The 22,510-nt window shown below is 36.7% G+C and carries 11 protein-coding genes; 1 reads left to right on the top strand and 10 read right to left on the bottom strand.

The window, feature by feature from the left end; genetic code table 11:
* On the top strand, positions 1 to 440 hold a 440-nt coding region (locus tag NDQ75_RS15850; protein WP_251762039.1), incomplete at its 5' end, for a hypothetical protein.
* A gap of 350 nt (positions 441 to 790) precedes the next feature.
* Here the strand turns inward: NDQ75_RS15850 and NDQ75_RS15845 are convergent.
* The 10 genes from NDQ75_RS15845 to NDQ75_RS15800 form a co-directional block, all read right to left on the bottom strand.
* A complete protein-coding gene (locus NDQ75_RS15845) occupies positions 791 to 1,429 on the bottom strand; it encodes a hypothetical protein (RefSeq protein ID WP_202029777.1) in 639 nt (212 codons plus the stop codon).
* Between the two features lie 59 nt (positions 1,430 to 1,488).
* Complete coding sequence (locus tag NDQ75_RS15840) at positions 1,489 to 2,031, bottom strand: hypothetical protein (RefSeq protein ID WP_202029776.1); 543 nt, start codon at positions 2,029 to 2,031, stop codon at positions 1,489 to 1,491.
* Between the two features lie 75 nt (positions 2,032 to 2,106).
* Positions 2,107 to 6,846, bottom strand: a complete 4,740-nt coding sequence (locus NDQ75_RS15835; protein ID WP_242513731.1) for a T9SS type A sorting domain-containing protein — start codon at positions 6,844 to 6,846, stop codon at positions 2,107 to 2,109.
* 11 nt (positions 6,847 to 6,857) lie between these two features.
* Complete coding sequence (locus NDQ75_RS15830; protein WP_202029774.1) at positions 6,858 to 8,918, bottom strand: fibronectin type III domain-containing protein; 2,061 nt, start codon at positions 8,916 to 8,918, stop codon at positions 6,858 to 6,860.
* A gap of 84 nt (positions 8,919 to 9,002) precedes the next feature.
* Entirely contained in the window at positions 9,003 to 13,889 is a 4,887-nt protein-coding gene (locus tag NDQ75_RS15825) for a hypothetical protein (RefSeq protein ID WP_202029773.1), read from the bottom strand.
* A 113-nt stretch (positions 13,890 to 14,002) separates the two neighbouring features.
* Positions 14,003 to 14,527, bottom strand: a complete 525-nt coding sequence (locus NDQ75_RS15820; RefSeq protein WP_202029772.1) for a hypothetical protein — start codon at positions 14,525 to 14,527, stop codon at positions 14,003 to 14,005.
* Positions 14,528 to 14,529: 2 nt separating this feature from the next.
* Positions 14,530 to 15,249, bottom strand: a complete 720-nt coding sequence (locus tag NDQ75_RS15815; RefSeq protein ID WP_202029771.1) for a hypothetical protein — start codon at positions 15,247 to 15,249, stop codon at positions 14,530 to 14,532.
* A 1-nt stretch (position 15,250) separates the two neighbouring features.
* Positions 15,251 to 16,201, bottom strand: a complete 951-nt coding sequence (locus tag NDQ75_RS15810; RefSeq protein ID WP_202029770.1) for a hypothetical protein — start codon at positions 16,199 to 16,201, stop codon at positions 15,251 to 15,253.
* A gap of 1 nt (position 16,202) precedes the next feature.
* Complete coding sequence (locus NDQ75_RS15805) at positions 16,203 to 16,739, bottom strand: hypothetical protein (protein WP_202029769.1); 537 nt, start codon at positions 16,737 to 16,739, stop codon at positions 16,203 to 16,205.
* Positions 16,736 to 22,507: a fibronectin type III domain-containing protein gene (locus NDQ75_RS15800; protein ID WP_251762038.1), complete on the bottom strand. Its 5,772-nt coding sequence runs from the start codon at positions 22,505 to 22,507 to the stop codon at positions 16,736 to 16,738. The genes NDQ75_RS15805 and NDQ75_RS15800 overlap by 4 nt, the downstream gene beginning before the upstream one ends.
* Positions 22,508 to 22,510 lie beyond the last annotated feature (3 nt).

The raw sequence follows: 22,510 nt of genomic DNA, 5'->3' as shown, positions 1-22,510 counted from the left end.
AACAATATATCAATGAACTTTCATTCTCTTTTCCTGTGCCCTCGAAAATTTTTCGTTTCGAAAGCGGGTGCAAAAGTAATGCTTCTTTTTGTTCCCTGCAAATATTTTTTAAAGTTTTTTTCGCTTCCGTCCCCGTTAAGGAAGACCGCAAAAACAACCGAAAAAAAATACCTTTCAAGGAACGCCGCCTGTATCTCAAAGCGGGTGCAAAAGTAAACCTCTTTTCCGTCCCGTGCAAGCTTTTTTTGGTTTTTTTTCGGGACCTTTTCGCAAAGGACCAAAACACCCAAAAACCGCCGGAACACCCTATTTTAAAGAACTTCGCCCTGTCGTCGGGGCCGTGGCCTCTCCTGCAAAGCGGGTGCAAATATAGGAACTATTTTTTGTTCCCCGCAAGCTTTGCGCAAACTATTTTCAATCTTTTTTGCAACGTGCTTTGACAGTGTCGGTTACGGGGGAAGTTTTTTTTTGGGGAGGGCGGTGGGGCCTTCCGTACATTATATATATAGGTATTGCGGTCTGGCATCTTGGGGGGCGGCAGTGGACGTTATAAGAGGTGCCCTTCTTTAATCTTTATACTATGAAGGCTTTTTCATTCCTATATATATTAAAACTTTTAGTTACGAACTTCCGCGAAGTCGGGAGACTTTGCGGAGCGTGTGAAACTTATAAAAAAAGCTGCCTCTTTATTATGGAGTTTGTATTTACGGCTCATTGTTTTAATCTTTTTCTTTCTCCTACTTACTTGATGGCACGAGCGTAACGATCACGCTAGCGGATGACGTTCGGGCTAACGGGACACTTCTTCCAATATTTTTCCATCTTTAAAATATCTATCATTTTTGAACTTTTCTAAATCTTTACTAGTCGGTAAAGCTTTGAAAATATAGGTAGCTCTTTGACATTTTGTAGAATATCTAATTAGTATTGTATCTCCCTTTTTTATCTGTTTTTCGATTTTGCTACCTACTACACCGCTAGACTCAATTGCTTCACTGTCAAACCCATACCTAAACCAAATAGTTTTAAAACTTTGTGCCCCCCTTGTACCTGACGCACCCCCTTCTGTAGTGATTACTGCTTTTGAAATTATGCTAATATCGTTATTCATTATGTTACGGTATCTATAAGTGTATGATACTAGATAAATTATAAACCATACAAAAACTGGAATGGTAATATAATAATCACTATGAACTTTCTTTAATCCATTGGTTAGTATAAAGTAAATTATACCTATTAAGGAGCTTATCAATAATGGAGCTATTAATAAGACCCAAGAGCTCTGTATTTTAAAGTTAATATCACAAAATGTCATGATGAAAGGCAAATAACCCGTAAACAATAAAACTATGAAGAGAAGTGATATTATATAAATTAATGTTAACAATTTCCTATTTCCCCAATCATTCATATTTTTCATAGTCATCTATCATTTTTTTTATTATATCTTGCCCCTCGCTGGCGCGAGCTTCACGCTCGTGCACATCACAACATTCCCAAATGCATGTTTTCATCCTTTAACCTTTTTCTTAGTTTGAAATAGTAAATTGCCAGCAACATTAACACTAAAATGGGGACTACAGTAAACCCAATAAATTTAAAAACGTAGGGAATAACATTAAACTCGGTTTCGCTCTCCTGTCTTCTTAATGTGAATTCTCCATCTTCTCTATAAAATACTGGGTATTTTTTTCTGTTGAAATTTGTTTTGTTTCCGGTCCCAATGTATATTTTTCCTCTAATTTTAGTATTTTCAATCCTACCATATCCATTGTAATTCATGACCCGGACTCTTCCTCCACTATAATTTTGAATAGAATCAACTATTAAAAAGCCCTTTTTATAATACTCATTATTCAAAACAATATCAAGTTGTTTATCTATTCCTACAAACACCAACATACCAGCCAACACAAGAATAAAGGGGCTTAATAAAATTAAACAGCCCTGTCTTGTTTCTAAATTGTCTCTACTTGCCATCTCAATTTTTATTAATCCAGAATTACCCTTTCTACCGTAATTGGGCATACTAAAATCTAAACTTTCAACCGTAAAATATCCTTATGTCGTTCACAGACTATTCCTGTCCAAGAAAAATTAAGCTTATCCTTTTATTAACTTCCTTACTGAATTACCGCCGGGTGTTTCCAAAACAATCGCGTACATCCCTGCTGGGTATTGACTTATATTGAAGCTTAAAACATACTTACTCTTACCATTCCCGGTTTGGTGCGCTACGACGCTGTTATTGGATAAATTGAAAATACGGACGCTTACATTACCTTTCTTTTTAAGTTTCAACGATACGTCAAATTGGCCTCCCGTTGGGTTTGGGTATACCAAAAACTCTTCAAAACTGCTTTCTCGATCTTTTACATCTACCTCATCATCAATAGACTCATGATTATCAATCACCAATACTTTTTTGGCTTGATACGCCTCGCAGTCGCCTACGGTGGTCTTTATAACAATCTCGTATTCCCCGGGCGCATCAAAATATAACTCCGCCTGATCCTGATCATGGCTCACCACAATCCCTTCTTCAGGAAGAATCCACTCGATACTATCCGGTAGTGGATTGGTTACATCTATAACAGTGAAGCGTTCGTTGACAAAAACCTGACTGGAAACAAAGAATTCCGCAGCAATGTCGTTCGGGCTCTCTTTAATTTCAATAGTATCGGTGCCTTGGCAACCCTTATTATCGGTAACCGTTACGGTGTAGAGTCCTGCTTCGCTAACTGTAATTACAGGATTACTACTGCTAAAACCGTTATTGCTTGTCCATAAATAAGAAGCTCGAGAATCATCAATGGTAGCATTTAAAGTACGTTCTTGATCGTTACACAAGGTAGTTAAATCGTCCCCTAAATCGATAACCAGCGGTTCGGGGTTTTCTACTACATAAGTGCGCACCAAAGTTTCATTTTCAAAACCCTCAATAGAAACCGTATAACTGCCCGCACATAAATTAGTAAGATCTGCTGCCGTGCTGCCATTGCTCCAGCTGTAGGTGAAATTACCTTCACCTTTATTGACCAATACGGAAAGGCCTCCGTCGCAACCCTCAAAACAGGTAGGATTTACAATAGTGACGTCAACAATATCGGGCTGGGTAATTTTATATTGTTCCGTTAAAGAACAGCCATTTGCATCAGAAACCGTGAGTTGGTAATTTCCTTTAATTATATTGGCAATTGTTGTAGAACTCCCCATATTTTGTCCGTCCTCTAAACGTACCCAATTTAGATTATAAGGTTTCTCTCCACCAATTATTTCAACCGTTATTTCACCGTCGCTTCCGCGGAATTTACTCACGTTGGTAAGCTCGACATTGGTAATACTTAAAGGTTCAAAGACATTTTTTATCTCAAAAGTTGTCTCAACCCAACAACCATTATCATCTTTTACAGCAACATTGTAGTTGCCAGCGGTAAGGTTTTGAACATCTTCTGAAGTAGCGTCATTAGACCAATAAATACTATAAGGTTGAGTTCCGCCTGAAATACTAATATCGATAGCACCCGTAGCCTCTCCATGACAAAGTACGTGCTGAATGTTTTCTTCTGAAATTACTAAGCGTTCAGGTTCGTTAATAGTATGTACTTCCGAAGTGGTTTTCACTCCATTGCCATCGGTAATTTCCACTTGATAATCACCAGCAGGTAATTCGGTTAGAAAAGCTTCCGCGGAAGCAATTTCATTTTTAGTTCCTTCAAAAATGTTAAACCATTGGAACTTGTAAGACTTTACTCCCCCGGAAACATTCGCTTGCAATTCGGCGTCCGTTCCGTCTTTACAGAGCACCGAAAACGTTTCTTCAAGGTTTACCAAAAGCTTATCGGGTTCAATTATTGTAAACTCTTTGTCAATAACACAATCGCCACCAGAATCATCCGTAACAACTAAGGTATAATTTCCTGGAGCCAAATTATTGATATCTTCTTCAGTCGATGTAAAACCATTATCTGAAAACCATTCATAGCTATAGTTTGGTGTTCCCCCAGTGACGGTGACCTCAATTGCACCGTCGTTGTATCCAAAACCGGTGATGTGTTTTTCAATATCTACTGTCATAGCCAACGCCCCGTCGGGTTGCCCAACGTAGATTTTTTCTTCTAGTGTACATTCGTATTTATCTGTAACCGTAACGGTATAATCCCCAGAAGTAAGTGCTGAAATATCTTCGGAAGTTTCGCCATTGCTCCAACTGAAGGTGTAAGGAGCTACACCTCCACTCACTGTAATATCTATACTTCCTTTGTTACCACTAAAACATAGATTCTTTTCAACCGCTGATTCTATTTGAAGAGGCTGTGGTTGTGAAACAGGAATCGTTTGAACCGCTTTAGCGGTAGAACCAGAATCATCGGTAACCGTGACGGTGTATTCTCCTGCAGAAAGATTTTCCAGAGTCTGACTATTGGGAGCGGTAAATGACGTATCATCTTCTTTTTCCCATTGATAGGTGTACGGACTCTTTCCACCAGTCACGGAGATTGTTATGGCTCCATCATTTCCATCGAAACATTTAACCGTATCGATTGCTGAGTCTGTAATTTCTAATTTAGCAAGCTGTGTGATTTCCAGAGAATTCAACTTGGCTTCACACCCGTTTTTATCGGTTACGGTGACGCTGTAAAACCCAGCTGGAAGATTGTTAATAGTGGCGTTGGTTTCACCTGGCATTTCATTTCCTTCATTGTCATACCATTGGTAAGTGTAATCTTTAGTACCTCCTTTAGCTACTACAGTAATAGAACCGATGGAGCCACCGAAGATGTTGTTGTCTTGATGATTGGTTTCTACAATTGAAAGTGGGGAAAATGGTTCTGTAATTTCTATTCCATCACCAAAATTATCCAAACTACAGCCATTGGCATCAATAATTTCATAGTAATAAATTCCCGCAGTTAGCCCGCTTAGGGTTTGACCAGAACGGGAGAAAGAAGAATCGAACTGTTTACTCCAAGTAACTGTTGCGTAAGGTTTTGTTCCTCCATCAATTTGAAGACTTATAACCCCGTCATCCTTCCCATAACACATAATATTTGTCTTATCGTAACTGGAAACTTCTAGCGGTTCGGGCTCATCAACAGTAATGCTTTCTATAACAGTATTACCGTTTCTATCTTCAACTGTAACAGTATACGTACCAGCCGGTTGATTTAAAATTGTAGCCTCACTGTCTCCGGTGGACCAATTGTAAATATATTTCGCTCCATTAACAAAAGAAACACCTCCCTGGGCTGTTGCGGTGATATTGACTAGTCCTCCATGGCAACTAATGTTTTCTGGGATGATTGATAATGAAACCGTTAGAGCAGGAGGGTCTTCCAAAATAAACTCATCGGTATATGGCGAAACGCTACATCCGTTTTGGTCAGTTACCGTTACTCGGTAAGTCCCTTTCGAAAGGCTCCCAATGTTTGCCGTATTTCTTGTAAACGAGGCATCATTCACCTTGACCCATTGATAGGAATAAGGGGGACTACCGCCATTTACAGAAATTTCAATACTCCCATCGCTTCCTCCATTAGAACTTGGGTCGTTTACTGTACCAAAGATTACTTCCGGAACCGAAGTGGAAAGTTCAAAGAGTTCAATTGCAGAGACCGCCGTACAGCCGTTCCCATCCCGTACAGTAATTGTGTAGGTACCGCTACTAAGATCATTAAAAGTAGTCCCCTTCTGCCAATTAGCATAATCTATAGAATATTCGTAGGGAGGTGTACCGCCAGAAGCTGAAACCGTAATTGAGCCATCAATACCCTGGTAACATTGAACGTCGGTTTTGGTGAGAGTTAACAAAAGTTCAGGAGGAGCATTAACAAAAAAGGGTTCACTATTTGTAAAGGCGTCGGGCAACGAGTCAAATTCATCTCCTCCATCTTTGGTCTGCCATCGGACCCTATAAGTTCCCTTTGGCAGCTCTTTAGGCCATGTGAACGAGCGATTATCAAAATCTTTATTGTACAGAACAAAACTAGAAAAAGTTTCATAGCCAGATCCAATATCCCTCTGAATCTCCAATCTCATTTTCTCATTTTTAGCTATTTCCAACTCTCGTTCAAAAGTTACTTTAAAACTACCATCATCGCTTTCATTGCAACTTAAATCAATAGGCGCCGGATTAGGTGAAACATTCTGGTCTAATGATGGAGAACAGTCTTTAAAAGTTAATGTTATTATTTCATTGTTGTTTGAATTTAAATCGAATACTGCATTATGTGAAAAAATTAATTGCAAATTCAAATCCTTGCTAGCTCCTTCAAAATCTGAATATTGCAAAACAATTTCTGCTCCATTATTTCCATATGGTAAAAGGGGCTTTATATTTCCATTACCAACTTTATAATGAACAGAATAATTTCTTTCATAGCAATTGTTTTCAAATACTTTTAAAAATTTGTTTTCGCATGATTTTACAATATTACTACCAGGATTAATTGATAACAAAGATGGTATATTATACTGAATAACTTTTCGAAGAACATAGTAATCAGGAAAAGGCCAAGGAGAATAATTATAAAACTCTGAACAGTTTGTTAGGTCTAAAGTATTATCCGTAATTATTATAGAAGATGATCCACTGTAAGTTCTTCCAAGAACTTTTGTCCACGGCTCATTATAAACTTCATCTATTTTAATCGATCCTGAAGAGTTCGGATTGGAAGGAATACTAAAAAAAGTTATACCATCCGATTCATTAATTACACCCACTTCATGAGCAAAACCATTGGTTCCTCCTTTAAAATAATCCAATTCAAAAATTAATCTGGATTTTTGAGCACATATCAGTATGGGAATCATTAAAAAAAATAAAAACAATATCTTTTTCATAAGCATATTTTTTAATAAACAACCTCAATATCTACCCATTTGGTAATACTGCCATCAGCTGAAATACCTTTAAGTGCATACCCATATGTAGAGTTTAGCGTTAAATTAGTGTCTATAAATCTTTTAGCATCCGGGGGAAGTTTTTTATAGTGCATAAAAGTGTTCCCCATCGTTTTACGAAATAGCTGGATTTCAATTAAGTTTTCTGCGCTATTTCTCCAGGTCAATTCTATAAATTTGTTTTCACGATCTACGTTGGCGTAAATCCCCTTAATCTTCTCTTCTTGTAATTCTCTTGGTATTATCAAAGAGATTTGTGGTGATGGTTTGCTTTCCAACCCATTCTTATCCAAAGCTATTATAGTGTAGTTGTATTGAATTCCTTTTTTTACGGTATTATCCTCAAAAACGCTTATAGTATCACTTTCTCTAGAATAAACTTTCTCCCATTCGTTTAATCCATTCGTTAGAATCTCTCGTCGATAAACTGCGATTCCTATTACATCTTCAGAGGAGCTATTGGTCCATGATAAAATTGGTACGCCCTCAACTATTTTATAACTTTCAAAAACTGGTGAAGTGGGAGGAATTCTATCCGGTCTTTTTAACTCCAAAATATCTGAGGGAACAGATTCGTTGTAGCGAAAATCTAAAGCTGTAATTTTGTAGAACACAGATTGATTAAAAGAATTCATATCAATACTATCGCTAAATATTTCATTTTTGAGATAATCTTTGTTTAGTTTTGTAAACTCTTGGTTAGACCTATTAGCTCTATAAATATTGTACCCATTCAAATCCATTTCTTCGTTTTTTGTCCATTTAAGAGTTACTCTACCTAAAGTATCTATTTTACCCTCAACTCCTAAAGGTTTTACCGGCGGAACACTATCTACAGGTTGAACCATTGCTGGCGGTGACAATTGGAAATCCTGATGCCGACCGAAAGCTTTAAGTTTAAAATAGTTTATATCTGATAATGGACTATACTTGTAGCTTTGCGTGCTTGGGCCAATGCTATCCACCACAGTCTTATACGGACCTATTGCCTTATCAGCTCTTAACAACTCATATTTCGAAAGTTTCCACTGTTCTTCTTCTGGAAATTCCCAGTTGAGCAGTACCTCATTGTCTGATATTATGTCAGTGGATGTAAATAACGGCTCAGACTGAAGTACTTTAATTGCAGTTAACTGAACTGCTTTAGAGGGTGGGCCCATTTCATTAAAATTACTTACTCCAACTATTCGATACCAATAAGATTTGTTATATTCAGTAATACTATCCGTAAAAGAGATCCCAGACGATGGGGTATCGGCCAGTTTTGTAATTGGGACTTCATTAACTTTTTCGAAGTTTACACCATCTTTAGATTTTTCCAGATTGTAAGAAGTGTAAAATGACAATAACGCATTGTATTCCCAAACTAATACAAAAGCATCCTTATAGTAATAACCGAAAAAATCGACTGGAGCTGGGAGCTCTTCCTCGTCGAAAGGACTAATGAAAATACCCGAAGGCTCAATTTTTAATTTATCTTCTGGAACTGCAGATCTTATATTATATACATACTTCTCATTTTTTTTAACATCTAGGTCTACATAACCAAATCCAGCATGAACTGCGACATCAAAGTCTTGATCTATTGCATAAAGTGAGAAACCAAATCTTCTATCGAGCTCTTCACTCTCTAGAACAACCTTCATTAGAGCATTTTGGGTATCTTCCTCTCCAACTTCAAAAGTTTCTCCATAAATAGCTTGAGCAGCAACAGCAGCCATATCGTTGTCATTAACGAAAGTTTCCCATTCATTAATTGGTTTTGGTTTAATAGTATCACCAGAAATAATGATGCGCTCTGGAGGGGATAAAGGGGTGCCATTTCTCAATAAGGTGGTTCGTTCTATTATATAACCGTATTTAAGGCCATATTTCCACGCTAATTTATTATCAACTGCCCAGCGCAATAAAATCTTATCTTTTTTAGCATGCCCTTTTACAACAACCTTTGCGGATTCTCCGTAAGAGTCGTTAGTAGCTGTACTTTGAGCGTTCAAGCTGTAAAATGTCATTGCAAATACTATTAGAACTATTCTTAAAATGTTAAAATTCAACTTCATTATTCTTTACATTAATTATCCCAAAAACTGACTTTATTAAAAGTAATTTTTATATTTTACCATCGTAGTGTTACCACTATTTTTTTTAGGTAGAATGTACTGAAAATCTACCTTATATGTCTCCACATTTATATAAGGGAAAACACCATCCAAAATATATTTGAACATTTGATACGTTTGGTCATCTAAATTATTTCTGTATTTATTAGAAATTTCATATTGTAAATATCTAAAGTCTTGGTAATAGGCGTGTGCTAATCGCCACCTAAAAGGAAAATTATCTTTGAGATAGGAATGACCGGGGTTATCCAGACTAAGATTTTTATAGGTGCTTGTTGCAGTTATAGCTTTTACTGGAGGTAAACCTAAAATACTTTCCTCTCTATTAACTCTGAATTCATTATCCAAAGGATAATTTTTATAAAGCAAAGGATATATCTCTTCTTTATAATAGTAATCATCCAATCTAGCCTTGGCTTTTATCATTGGTCTATTTGCAGTAAATCTAGTTCCCGCAACTTCATTAACATCAAATGGCTCCATTGTTTCAACTTGAAGACCCATAGCACCAATGCTAGAAGCCCCATCAACATAAGAGAAATAATTCTTTACTTTCATAGCATTTAATTTTTTTTCAAAAGTATCATACTCACTGGTTGAAAAGTTAAATGCTAGTCTCTTTAATGTTGCTTCGCTCGAAGAATTTCCGGTTAATTTGTTTGAGGATATGGCTAAGTCTTCATTTATTTGATTAAAGGTTTCCTCCGCTGAAACACCTTGTTCCCCATCTTTTGGTTTTGACGTAATAATTTGAAGACTGTAGTTTTCTTTATTTCTCAGTTTAGGAATTTCAAAAGTTAACAGGTTGGAAACATTGTCGTAAGCAAAGTTCGCTTTTTCGAACTCTCCATTTTCCGTGATGTAAAACAACTCATCCTTAAACCCATTTCCAAAAAGATAGTCTTGTCCTTTTTCCAATTGAACATACCCTTTATCACTTTCCTTGGGTAGCATATATTTTTGATCTACAATTGGATACATGTAAAGAATGTTTTTATGTGGAATCTTTGTAGGTGCTTTACCTGTAGTAAAAGTCACCGATTTTTCCTCAACTATAGGTTGTCCATTTTCGAGGACAGGTTTCCATTGATTTCCTATTCGTTCTTCAAAACTAACTTTAACTGTAGCTGTAAGTTCTACTTGGGGAGGTAAAACATCAATAGATTCAAAAGTTAGAATATCCTTGGTATTATTCCAGATTTCCTCCCCTTCAATTGAATTTCCGTTATCTTTTATTACTATCTCTTTTAAACTAACCCTGTACGTTTTAGTACCTTCATCTTCTTCAATTTGCACGGTCTCGCCAATAGGTACATTAAATGCTACCTGGATTGCATCAAAAACATCTACATCTTTTCTTCCGTCTTCCGGAGAAATATCAGAAATAACAACAACATCTTGTAACCCCGTTTTTCCTATTATCTCACATTCCTCACCAATTACTACCTTGAGCCTTGCTGAAATTGAAACCACTCCTAATACTCTTACTTTAACACCGGCATATCCTTTTATAAACCAAGGATTTGGCAACTGTCCTTGGGCCAATACCGCCATTCCAGCTTTTAAAATTGGAACTCGTTTTTTAAATCCAAATAATTTTATTTGAGCTCCAATCTCGCCTTGCAAGTAAGCATATAGCTGACCTGTAGCATACCAGCCATCCATACCTATCTGTTCGGAACTTCCTTTACAGTGAGCATCTCCATAATCCTGAATCATCAAGTCAAATCCAACACCTGCCTGAACATTAGCATAGACTATTCCCCAGTCAAAACCAATTCCAACTGCAAATTCGGCGCCAAAAGCATATCCTCTACCCTGCGCTAAATCGTTGCTGAAATTCCTTCCGAAAAGAAGCTCATCTCCGGTTAAATCCAGAATATCAATAACATTAGCTGGAGGCAGTGCGGGATCAGGTAAAATAGTACCTGTCATGTAGTATAAATTTATTTTAGCCTTAAAAATTCCAATTGGAATATCCTGTACTCCAAATCTTTTGGTTGGAGTTCCAACATAGATATACCAATCATCTGGAGCGTTATAAAATTCTAAGTAACCAAGTCTGTTTTTTTCTCCTGCTCCCTTGATGGCAGGCGTGTTTAGGAAAACATCAAACATCCCCCAGTAAGTCTCATTTCTAAAGTCAAAGTCAATAGCAACTTGAGCTGCAAACAGCTCTTTTCCAGTCAAAACGTCTGGAAAAACCTCTGTTGCGAAGTACTTAATCCCTTCCTTGTCGATAGACATTTTATGAAAATCACCTAAACTCTCTTCCTTACTTGCCACTTTTTTCTGCATTTCATCCACCGAACCAAATGGACTATCTGTAGTGCTATTCGCACTTTTACTGGTCATTAATGCAGCAGCTCCATAGAACCCAATTCGGCTAACCCCTCCACCAACAGCAGCACTATTAAAACTCATTTCAATAGCAATAAGCCCAGTAAACGTTGCAGACTTTTTTACCTCAAAGGCCGCTAAGGCCTTAAATCCAAAATCGGTATCCTTATCTGGTCGGTAATAAATTCCAGACATAGATCCTCCCCTCTCATCTAATCCGGCTTTTCTCATATGATGGTATACCCCTCCTCCGATATCATAAATGGTAAAGTTATCGTTGTTTGAAGAAATGGGTCTACCATAGGCATCAACATACCAATACCGATAATCTCCAGTATTACCAAAAATACCACTGGCTTCCATTTCCAGTTTTAAACTAGTGGAACGTAATCTGAGCTTTCCTGCAAGGCCTTTTCCGTAGATTTCGCTGTCCTTAAAAAAATGCAGTTTGCCATTAAATTCGAAATTTTTTCGTTTTACGTCTATTTCAACAGAATCTACCAAGGTTTTATCATATCGCCATCTTAAATAATCGCCTTCTTCCAACTTTCCAATTATCCGAAGCCGTACATCGCCCTTTATACCTGATTCATCAAGATTTACAAAACTGTTAAAACCTAATTCGGCCTTATCATTCTCTTCAGTTTTAACCTTTATGTCGTAAAATCCTAATTGAAAACCATAAAAACTAGGTAAAGCTATGGTGTCTTTGAATCCCATATACTCAATTTGCAAATTTGGACGCGTTTTAGTTTGTATTTTGAAGTTTTGAAATGATAGTCCATCGAACTTCAGAGATTCTATATCTTCGGTGTCCGTCTCCTCGTTTGTAGAAGATATCCCATCCAAAGTCTTTTTTTGACCTTGATTGAAGGCCATTATCCCAGTTAGATTGGCTTCGGGATAAAATTTTCCTTGATCCACTTCCAGCTTAATATAAGACTCTGGAAAGAGTTTTGCTTTCCCTTTAAATATATTAAAATCAACATCCTCTTCTACATCTACCTGCACATGATAATGATCATCTGCTGAGATTAAACCCTTATATTTCAATAATCCTCCCGAAGCTGAGTCGGCTTTACTAATTGGCAACACAATTTTCCCGTTGAATCCCGCTTCAATAAATCGGTTAACTTGTAAATCTACGTGAATAGAATCTACAGAAAACTGCCATTTAGATGCATTACCTTCATTAATATGTAAAAGGTTATGGGCAAAGAAATTACCTGAAACCCCAAAGTTATCTATAAGCAGGCCACGCGCTCCAAAAGTGATTCTCTTTTCAGAATTTTTCTTTCTAAATTGTGGCGGTAGCGTAATGTTTATCTCGTTGGCATAAAACCCTCTCCACAAATTTTCTTGTCCTGGTACTAATAACTGTTGTTCATTGTAAATTTCTGGAAACTTCACATTTTCCGAATTACTCAAATCGCTTAAGTCTAACACCATTTTATCTGCATAAAACCCCCAATTGGGTAATGCTACCAAACCAAATCTTGGGAGACTTACGTCTATTAATAAATCTTCAAAGGAGTTTGTTTTTATGCTAAAACTCGCTCCTACGTAGCTATCGTTCCCAACAGGTGATTCAGAAGATTGTGGATCTTTTTTTCCAGGATATTTTAAGGATCCATCGTCATTGAGGGGCACTGCTACCGTTTTTGCTATTCTAACATCAGCTTCAAGGTTTACCTCAAGGATTTTTCCTTCACAATCAATTACAATATAAGTTTGGTCTTCACCGGTTCCTTTGGATTGATTGAAATCTCCTTTAAATGTAAATAACCATTGGCCTCCATTTTGTCCTACCGGAAAATCATCCAAAAGTTTTAGTTTCGCCTGATCGTACATTCCTCCTTGATGCGACATTTTAACGCCTTCTGCCCCAAAAAAAAGTGTTTCTCCAAATACACCTAAATCTAATTTCGCAAAGAGATCTACTTCTGCATATTGTGGATGTATTTTTGCATTTATAACCCCCACAGTTATAGATGAATTACCAAAATCCTTTTTCATTCCAATAGGGAATTCCAGCAACTCATCTCCACGAATGATATCTATAAACTTCCCATGTTTAGACAATTCGTCAAAAAGTTTTTCAGCAGCCACTATAACGGAGTCCGTTTTTCGATCTCTTTTTAAAACTTTCTCTAAATACTCCTTGGTGAACTCCGCTAAACCATCGTACCACGCTAGTGGAGACTCCATTACTTTTTGGTCTAAAGATGGAAAAGATCGATATTGTTTTAATCCTTCCAAAGCTTTCTTGGCTTTGACTTGTGGACTTGAAGATTGTGAATACTTGCGCGCCTTTAAGGCCTCTAGTTTTTTTTGTGAAATACTATTAAGCTCGTAATTTAAACTCGCTGAATAATCAATTGAAGAAACATTTTCAGGTTTTAAAACAATAGTATCACTTTCTACAAGTAAGCTATCTTTCCCATTAATATCAATAGGATTCACGCGCGCATGCACCGAGACAACCAGGAAAAGTAGTAGTAAGGTTAGGTAGTTTTGGTTCATAGTTTATGTTTTAGCCCTCTCAATCCCCGAAGGGGTACTTTTAAAAGAGGTTGTATTTTATTTTTTTTAATCTTTAACACCACACTAAAGGATTCCTGCGGTAGCGGTGTGTTTTAAATGTTTTTTACATTCAATGGATAATAAGCATTTGTTGTTATCTCTACTTCTACCTTATCCTTGGACTTTAATATTCCATTTACATTATTCACGGCTATTTCCATTTTTTCAATGTCGTACCTGTTTGGCAGTAAACAAACTCTAAAAATTTGTTCTCCCATATCATCCTCGAGCAATGTTACGCGTGTTACTGTAGTTTTAAAAGTGGTCTTCTTCCCTTCGGAAACATCTTTTTTAAGGTCAAAATATTTATACTCTTTTAGGAGATAGCCTATTACCAACGCTATCAAACAAACTAAAAGAAAAATGTATGCTGTCGTACCAATCTTTTCGGGCAAGGTTTGGGAAGCACCTTCAAAATAACGTCTCCCTCCTCTTGAAAAAATGCTCGACGGTACGAATGCCCCTATCGTACCAACGGCAATAAAGGCCAAAAAAACGCTTATCATTAATTTTTCCAAATCATGAACTCTATGCTTCAATTTGGCGACTTCTTCTTTATTTAGTGACACATGAACCATATCTATATTTTATCAAACTCAAACACCCTTCCCGTTGAAGCATCATACTTCGGTTCGATGCTTTTCAAACGGTCTTTTAATTTTTCGTAATACGGAAGCCATATAGATAAACTTTCTCTTGCTTTTAATTTTTTATCACATAGTTTTATTTTTCCTTCTAAATTACTGTCATTGCATAATTTAGAAATAATAAGTCCACGAAATGCATTATCAACAGTACCTGCTAAAATTCCATTCCAAAATCTCCCTTCATCTAATAATGCATCCATTTTTGCCAAGATGTTGGGCAAATAGCTGTAATGCTCTGCAAAGGCAAAACCACGAGTTTGGAGGTAATTAACCAACCAAGTGGCCATTGCCTCCATTTCGACTTCCGTTTCTGGAGCTTTTAGATAGAATTTTTTATCAAACTCATTATTGAAAACAATGTCTTTTATTGTTGAAAAAAAATACTTTTTCCCCCCTTTATAAGAAGTTAAATCAAAATTTGGCAATTCAATTTCTAAAATAATACTCTCTACTTCGTTAATTGAGACTAACAACTCTGAAGCAGAAACTGAGCCCGCATCTTTAAAGTTGAAAAAAATAAACTCTATTTTGTGTTCTAACTTTAAAATATACCTTGGATCTAAACCTGTGTCTATCAATTTATATCCTTTAGGTTTTAAAAGCTCATTTAGTTTACCGTATAAAATTTGCTTGCGTATCTTTTTACTTAGCATTTTACTTTACCGTTTTTATTTTTTCTATAGTTATATTACTAATGTCATCTGCACCATGATCTGCTATTTTATAGATTTTATTTTCCGATACTGTTAGAATCTGTCCAGATTTTAACGTTTTTGTCTTATCATCATACTTAACCTTCATCTGTGTCTGTCCGTTTAAAATAGCGCCAAAACCTTCTTTTTGGCGTGGGGTGAACGTAGTGTTTTGACTGAGCTTGTTTTCAACTATGATTACATCTTCTATGTCTTCAAATCCGTCATTACTTCGCCTTATTAGCACTATATCGGCTTTCATAAAACCGTTTTTGGTAACCAAAGGCACTTCGGTAAGCACTACGTAATTGGACAGATCAACTCCCAATTCATCTTGCAGTTTTTTAAAGAGACTTGAGTTTTTATCTGTTATTGCTAGTTTTATTTTTTGGTCTAAACTTCTCCCCAAGCTAGTATAAGTCTTAAATTCATCTATTTTTTTACTTCTTATTATCCATTTTGAAAGCTTTTCATTGGCTTCCGTATTATCTATTAGCTCCCCTATTTGTTCCATTTCAGCAACGGAAAATGCTTGGTCTTTATGAGCCAACATCCCTTTTACGTACACTAAATTTTCTTGTTGGTTTAGCATTGTTATAAAATCATCATCACAATCGTCTAAAAACTTAGTGAGAGTAGAGCGTGTACCATCGTCTGTAAACTTGGCGACCAGAGCTTGTACATCTGGCGATAACTTGTTAAACGTTTTTAGGTATTTGGGGTTGGTTTTTACGTATTTACTGCCAGCGTTGCGTAATATTTCCCATGTAGCTATCCCATCACTAGAACTTACTATTTCTTTAAATTCCGCTGAAGAACTTCCTAAATCATCTGCTAAAGCAACCAATAGGCATTGCCCTTGAAGATGGAATATAGAAAATAGTAGTATTATGCAGCTGTATATTTTTCTCATTCTAATACTCATCGATTAAAATTGTTAGTTTTTGCGTTTTTTCTTTATAGTTTTTTAAATCCTTAAAAGTCACATACAAATCTCTATCATCATAAAAAGCATCCCGTAATTGATAACTGTTTTGAGGAAATAGTACGTTTTTTGCAATGTAGCTATTTAGAGCTATAATTTGAATTCCCCTTTGATATACAATGACTAACTTATTGTTATTAAAGAAATTCTTCACAAAATTGTTATTTACCGTGTCTACCGCTGGCGCTACTTCAAAATAAGTCTTTTCTTCTGTATTGTATATTAACGTTTTGCCATTCGGTATAAATACGTGTCTTCCATCTTTAGCTTCAAATTGATATAAATCTAAATTGGGGTATAATCCTCCATATTTATAATTCATGTGCTTATTATCTACTAATTTGTCGTCAACATAAAATTGGTACCGCCACATGGTATTGCCATAGTTAGCTTCTATATATTCTGTGGCTATTAATTTTGTAGGGCTCTTTTCCCCTATGTATATATGCGGCATATCTAGTTTCATGGACAATCGGGTATTTCTATGTTATTCTTTTTTAGTAATCTATATGCTTCAATTAAATCATCGATTTTATTTGAATTTGCAGCATCTTCAAAAAGTTTTAAATTCATTTTAGAACTATTTATATAATCGGCGATTTCATCTGCCAATTTTTCATCCAGTAGATTAAGTCTATCTTGTATCTGTGTAATTACTTCTTTATCTCTAACAACGCATTTTCTCCATTTTCCGTTAACTAAAACTCTTGCTTCAATACTTCCTTCGACAAAATTACTTTTACTCATTAAGTGCAATGGTTTAGTTGTTTTTATCTGTTCTCCTGCTAAATTGGCATTCTTTTTAAACCAAGGAGCTACATCTCCTTTTAAAACATCTCCATCTACTGTTGTGGAAAATTTAAATTTAAAATAATAAGTCCCATCGGATAAATCTGTTGCTAACATTCTCGAATCATAAGTATAAACGAGATCTTCAATTCCTTCGTTTTCCTTGATGGGACTAGCATAACTACCTCCTAGACTGGATTCTTTTTGAAATCTATCAAAAGACATATTTTGTAGATCAGTTTTACTTAAATTTTGAATTCCACCGCTGAAACCATCCATAGGAGGCCATGTAATTCCATTGTATTCATTAATTCTATTAGCTATAAAAAATTCGTAAAGTTCATCCCACTCGCCATCTTCCCATAAGCCTATAATAGTTTCAAGCTCTATCTCAGTGATAGCATTACCATTACTCTTTGTGAGACCTCTTATATTCTCGACTAATTCATCTTTACTGACTCCTCTTATTAAAATACGTTCATCAGAAATTCCATCTAATTTATTTAAAGCACTAACCACAGCTTCTGCATCAATAGACTGTCCCTCTATTTTAAGTGCGCCTCCTTCAATTTCTAATGTTTTCTTTATTCGGGCCTTATCTCCACTCGAAAGAGAAGCCACAACCTCACCATCAACGGAATTAATCTTGGTGACTAGTTCATTATAATCTTCTAGTGATTTTTTAACTGTTTTATCGAGCGCATTTTTTTTAAGGAATTTCCTTACATCTAAAGCTCCCTCGCCTGCTATACTGGCGATTCCCAATACTTCGCTTGTCAATCCAAGTATCTCGTTAGCTTCCTTATCATAACTTTCTGTTGCATTGGATGCAATACTTGTTACAGTACTTACCTTATCAGCAATGTGAATTATTCTTCCTAATTTGCTTAACTGGGATAACTGTGCACCTGGAATGGCTAAAGAAACTGCATCAAAAGTAGTTTGAGCAATATCACCGTAAGTATCATTATCCCGTACGGTATCATCATAATATAATACAATGGCAGGAACATAGAGAAGGTCTTTCTCACCATTGGTGTTGTAATCTGATAGTAATTTTAAGCTTGCATTACTTTTAAACAAAAGTAAATCGAAAGGTTTTAAGAAATATTGTTTTTCCGTCTTTGGAATATATCCTAAAGTCAGATTTTTTTCAACTTCAATCTCTCCGGTACTCTTATTGTAATCCGTATCATATTTGACATAAAAATCTGAAGGATCTATTATATAACGAGAAACTTTAATTTGTGTCCAAGTTCTCTGGAATATATCTCTATAGTCACTAATTACTGTCCTTGCGTCTATATAATCTACATTGATATTCTCTATAGCGCTAGTCAACTGACTTAGCTCTTCTTTAAATCTATCAGACTTTAAATAAAAGGTTGTTAGTGTCTTTATTAAATCGTTTCTATTATCCCTAGTCCATGACTTTATGCCTGCGTCATTAATTTCTTCATATAAATTGTACCAGGCATACTCGCCATTAAATGTTTCTTTTCCATTCTCCAAATAGTGGATCAAATCATTTATTTGGCTATCTGGAGTAAACTTAATTAATCGCAATACTTGGTTTTCATATCTATCAGTATTAAGGTCATTATCCTGATAGCTATTTTTTAAAGACTCTGTTTTAATTAGTTTATTTAATCCCTTTGATCTATATTCAAACGAAAGAGAACTTATTTGTTCAGAAGATAAGTTTGAAGTTACATCTTTTAAAAGTTTACCGCTTATATCATGAGAATGCCTTCTTCCAGCTAGTTCAGAAGAAACACTATATTCATTATCACAATAGAATCTGTAGAGTTCTTCTAGGGACTTTCTACCCTCAATTATATAATTAATTAAATTAAGATATTCTTTCTTTAAATCATCTAAACCTAATTGTCCTAACAAATGAGAATAATTTAAGCTTTGATAGTTACTTTTAAAATAATTTTCAAATATTAACGGATTTGCATTATTTAACTCAGCAAATTTTATCAATAAGGGGTGAGCTTCTGTCCAATCTTTTCCATTTAATACCGAATAAACCAAATTTGGATCCAAGTCATGCTGCTCCCTAAAAGGTGTAGCATCTCTATAAGGAAACTCTTTTTGCTTAATTTTATATTCATCCGATAAGACATAACTATTATAATCCAGAAGTAAATTGAAAGTTGAATTCTCATTGAATTCTTTTGAATCTGTAGAGAACTGGGCTAAATATTTATTACTAGCACCTGGAACATAAACCAATAAATTTCCATCATAAAGTTTTCGTGACTCTGCGTTGTATTTATTATCTGCATCATCATAAAAGCCTAGATAGTTATTAAAGAAATCCTCTTCGGATAATTCTTTTTTATTGGAGTCTTCTACCTCTTCATCTTTCTGAGGTGTTAAAACAACTCCTTCCAAGACTATATTTCTTTCTACTTTAGCGGTATATTTAACACCATCTATAGTAAAACCAATTAACGCTCCAGCAGGATAATCTACAAATCCGTCTAAATTATCTAACCCAGTTGTAAATTCAAGATCCCTTACTGAAAACGGTAATGTTATATAGCTTCCATTTAAAGTCATGAATGTAAAACTATCTAATTTGGGATTTCTGTACTCGATCGGTATCCCAGAAAGCACCACGCTTTGCCCCTCCTCCTCATCTTGAAATAAATACAATTTTAAACTGGGGTCGCTTAACATTTGCCAATCTGTGAATGCTAATTCGGTTCCCGAACCATAGTCCATTAACCAACCTTCTGCCAATCCTGCGTTATCTATATCTTCTCTAAAGGGGTGCTCTAAAGTAAATACGCCATGCCCGAGCTCATGTGCAGCTACTTTAGCAGCATTTCCTTTGCTTTCTAACTCGTCTTCATCTTCAATGTTATAATAAGCTTCAAATAAATATCCCCATTGTCTTGTCTTTGGCATAAAACCAGCAAGAGGTTTGGTTACCTTCAAGCTTTCATCCATTAAAAATAAATAGTAAGACTTAGGATCATAACCAGGGTTTCTACGCTTATATATTTGGATAAAATTCTTTAATTCGGTGGGATAATCAGATAAGAAGTTAGCGGAATTATAGTCTATTTGGCCATTATTATTATCATCCCACTCACTTTGGGAAATTTCAAAATTCGGTTCAACAGACACATTAAAGCTTACTCCAACTTGCTCATAAATACCGTTCAACCTCGCTTGCATATCTGCAATGGTAGCACCACCGTTTATAGGAACTATTTTAACATCTATTGGCTCATATCTTTTAATATGATGGATATAAAAAGTTGCAGCGATCTTATATTTATTATCTTCTGGATCTAGATAAGTTACTACCGCCTCTTCTGTACGATAGGGATTATTTCCCGAAACCCATATTTCAACGGTTTTTCCATCCTCTAAAACTTTATGCTTGATAGCTGTGTTATTGCTAGTTTTTATATTTATACTATCAATTGAAATTGCTGGGTTAACAATTACAACATCAGCATAAAAAACGTCATCTTGATCATCAACCACAGCTTTGTGGTCTGGGTAATACACCCCTCCATTCTCTAGCTCAAACTTCGGATAATTGTTTATTTCAAATTGATTTCCAGCCTTATCCAAAGCATATTTCGTTTTTTCTCCAATCCTAAAAGAAACTTCTATATCTTTTGAGGTTATTTTAGTAACCTTCGGATCTTGAAGTGTCCCTGCGTGATTTCCAGAGGCTATACCATCCGCATTATCTACAGTAAGTTGAGGAGAGTCATCAGCTTCCCCAGATTGGGAAATATTTCCATTTTCGTTAACCGACCATTGATTTCCTTTGGAATCAGTAATAGTATAATCATCTCCATCATCATGATCTATTGACTTAGTAATGGGGTTTCCATTTTCATCAACACCAGTTAAAACAATTTCACCATTTTCAATTTTAACATCAGTTATTTCAAAATCTACAGCTTCCAGTATTTCATCTCCCCCACTAAAAATATCACCAACATTTTCGACTGAGTCTATAAAGCCATCTACATCAGCTATATTACTCCATTCAGGATCATACTTCGTGATCACCATCCCTTCGGCGAGTTGGTTGCTGGAGTTTACAAATACATTGGTAAACTCCACCGCTACCTTTATACTGTTCAGGTAAGGGATGGTCACGTAGCCCTTACCGGTGAACCTTCCGTTGCTGCCGCTTACTTCCTGTACCTTCACGGGAAAATCGCCCGCCTTAAAAACATCCCCTTTTTTAAGTTCGTCCAGCGGCTGTTGGTTGTCCAGATCTATCTGCGGCGGGATCCCACAATTGTAGAGTCCGCTCTCGTCATTGGCTATAAAGGTGGTCAAGGTCTTTACGGGGGAATAATCGCTGGTTACCAGTGCGCACTGCTTGGCCACTTGGTATTCGTACACCGTTCCAGGCCGCAAATCCCAAAGTGTTACCCAATTGGCAGTGGAACGGGACATAAACCAAGCCCCATCACTGCCTTTTTCACGGTAGCGCACGGTAAATTCAGTGATGTCGGTAGAAAAGTCCTCCCAATAGATATTCGCCTCGCGCATGCCCTTCACTTCATGGGTCACGTTGATTGGCGTTTTACAGGGTGTGGTATGTACAAAAGAGAAAATCTCGCTATAGCCTTGGTTCTTAAAAAGCCCTATTTCCTCATCGCCCTGTTTAGCTTTCGCCTGTACACGCCAGGCGTACCGTTTGTTGGCCAGTAGCATAGGGTCGGTGGGGCCGTAGAGGTAACTGGTTTTATTGGTGGTTACCGTAAATACGGGCGGCGAGCTTAAGAAAGCCGCTTGCGGATCGATGGTATTGTCCCACACCTCAACGATGCTCAGTTCGTACTCGGCATTGGTAACGTTTATCTGTCTGGGCGTCCATTGGAATACAATGTTCTGCGGATTCTGTTCCTGTATGGCGCTTTTGTTGTGCGGAAACACCAAAAACGGCGGTTCGTTCTGGAAAATATAGGTGGTGGCACAGCTCTTTTGCGAAATACGGTTGCCACTGGCCACATCGTACACCTCATAACAGAATTGATAGGAACCTTCGGGAATGGGCTGTCCATAGGCGGTCGGACTAATACCTGTAATATTGGAATACTGAAAGTAAGGCGCCAACTCTGCGCTGGTGAGCACCAAAGGAACCCCGCCCTCCAAAAACAGGGGCGCCGCGCCGCCCACCACATTGTTACTCTGGAAATTGATGCCGTTCCCCTCAAAGTAGGTTTTTAGCCGTACTTCCCTGTTGGCAATGTTTAAATCGTTCAGAATCAATTGAACCCTTAGCGGACCGTTAAGCGCGGCGGCATCGGCATAGTCGGAAAAATAGATGGGCGCCGGTTGCCGCACCTGTGGCGCCACCGTTACCGGAAATGTCTGTGCGCCCGCAAAAGTGAGGGATATAAAAAACAGTAAGGTGAGTAGTCTTTTAATCATAAGCAGGTCGGGGGGCATTAC

Origin of the sequence: Galbibacter mesophilus (assembly GCF_023721415.1) — a bacterium.
GTDB lineage: Bacteria > Bacteroidota > Bacteroidia > Flavobacteriales > Flavobacteriaceae > Galbibacter > Galbibacter mesophilus.
Note: the sequence above shows the minus strand (reverse complement) of the source record. Positions and strands in the feature narration are given on the sequence as shown.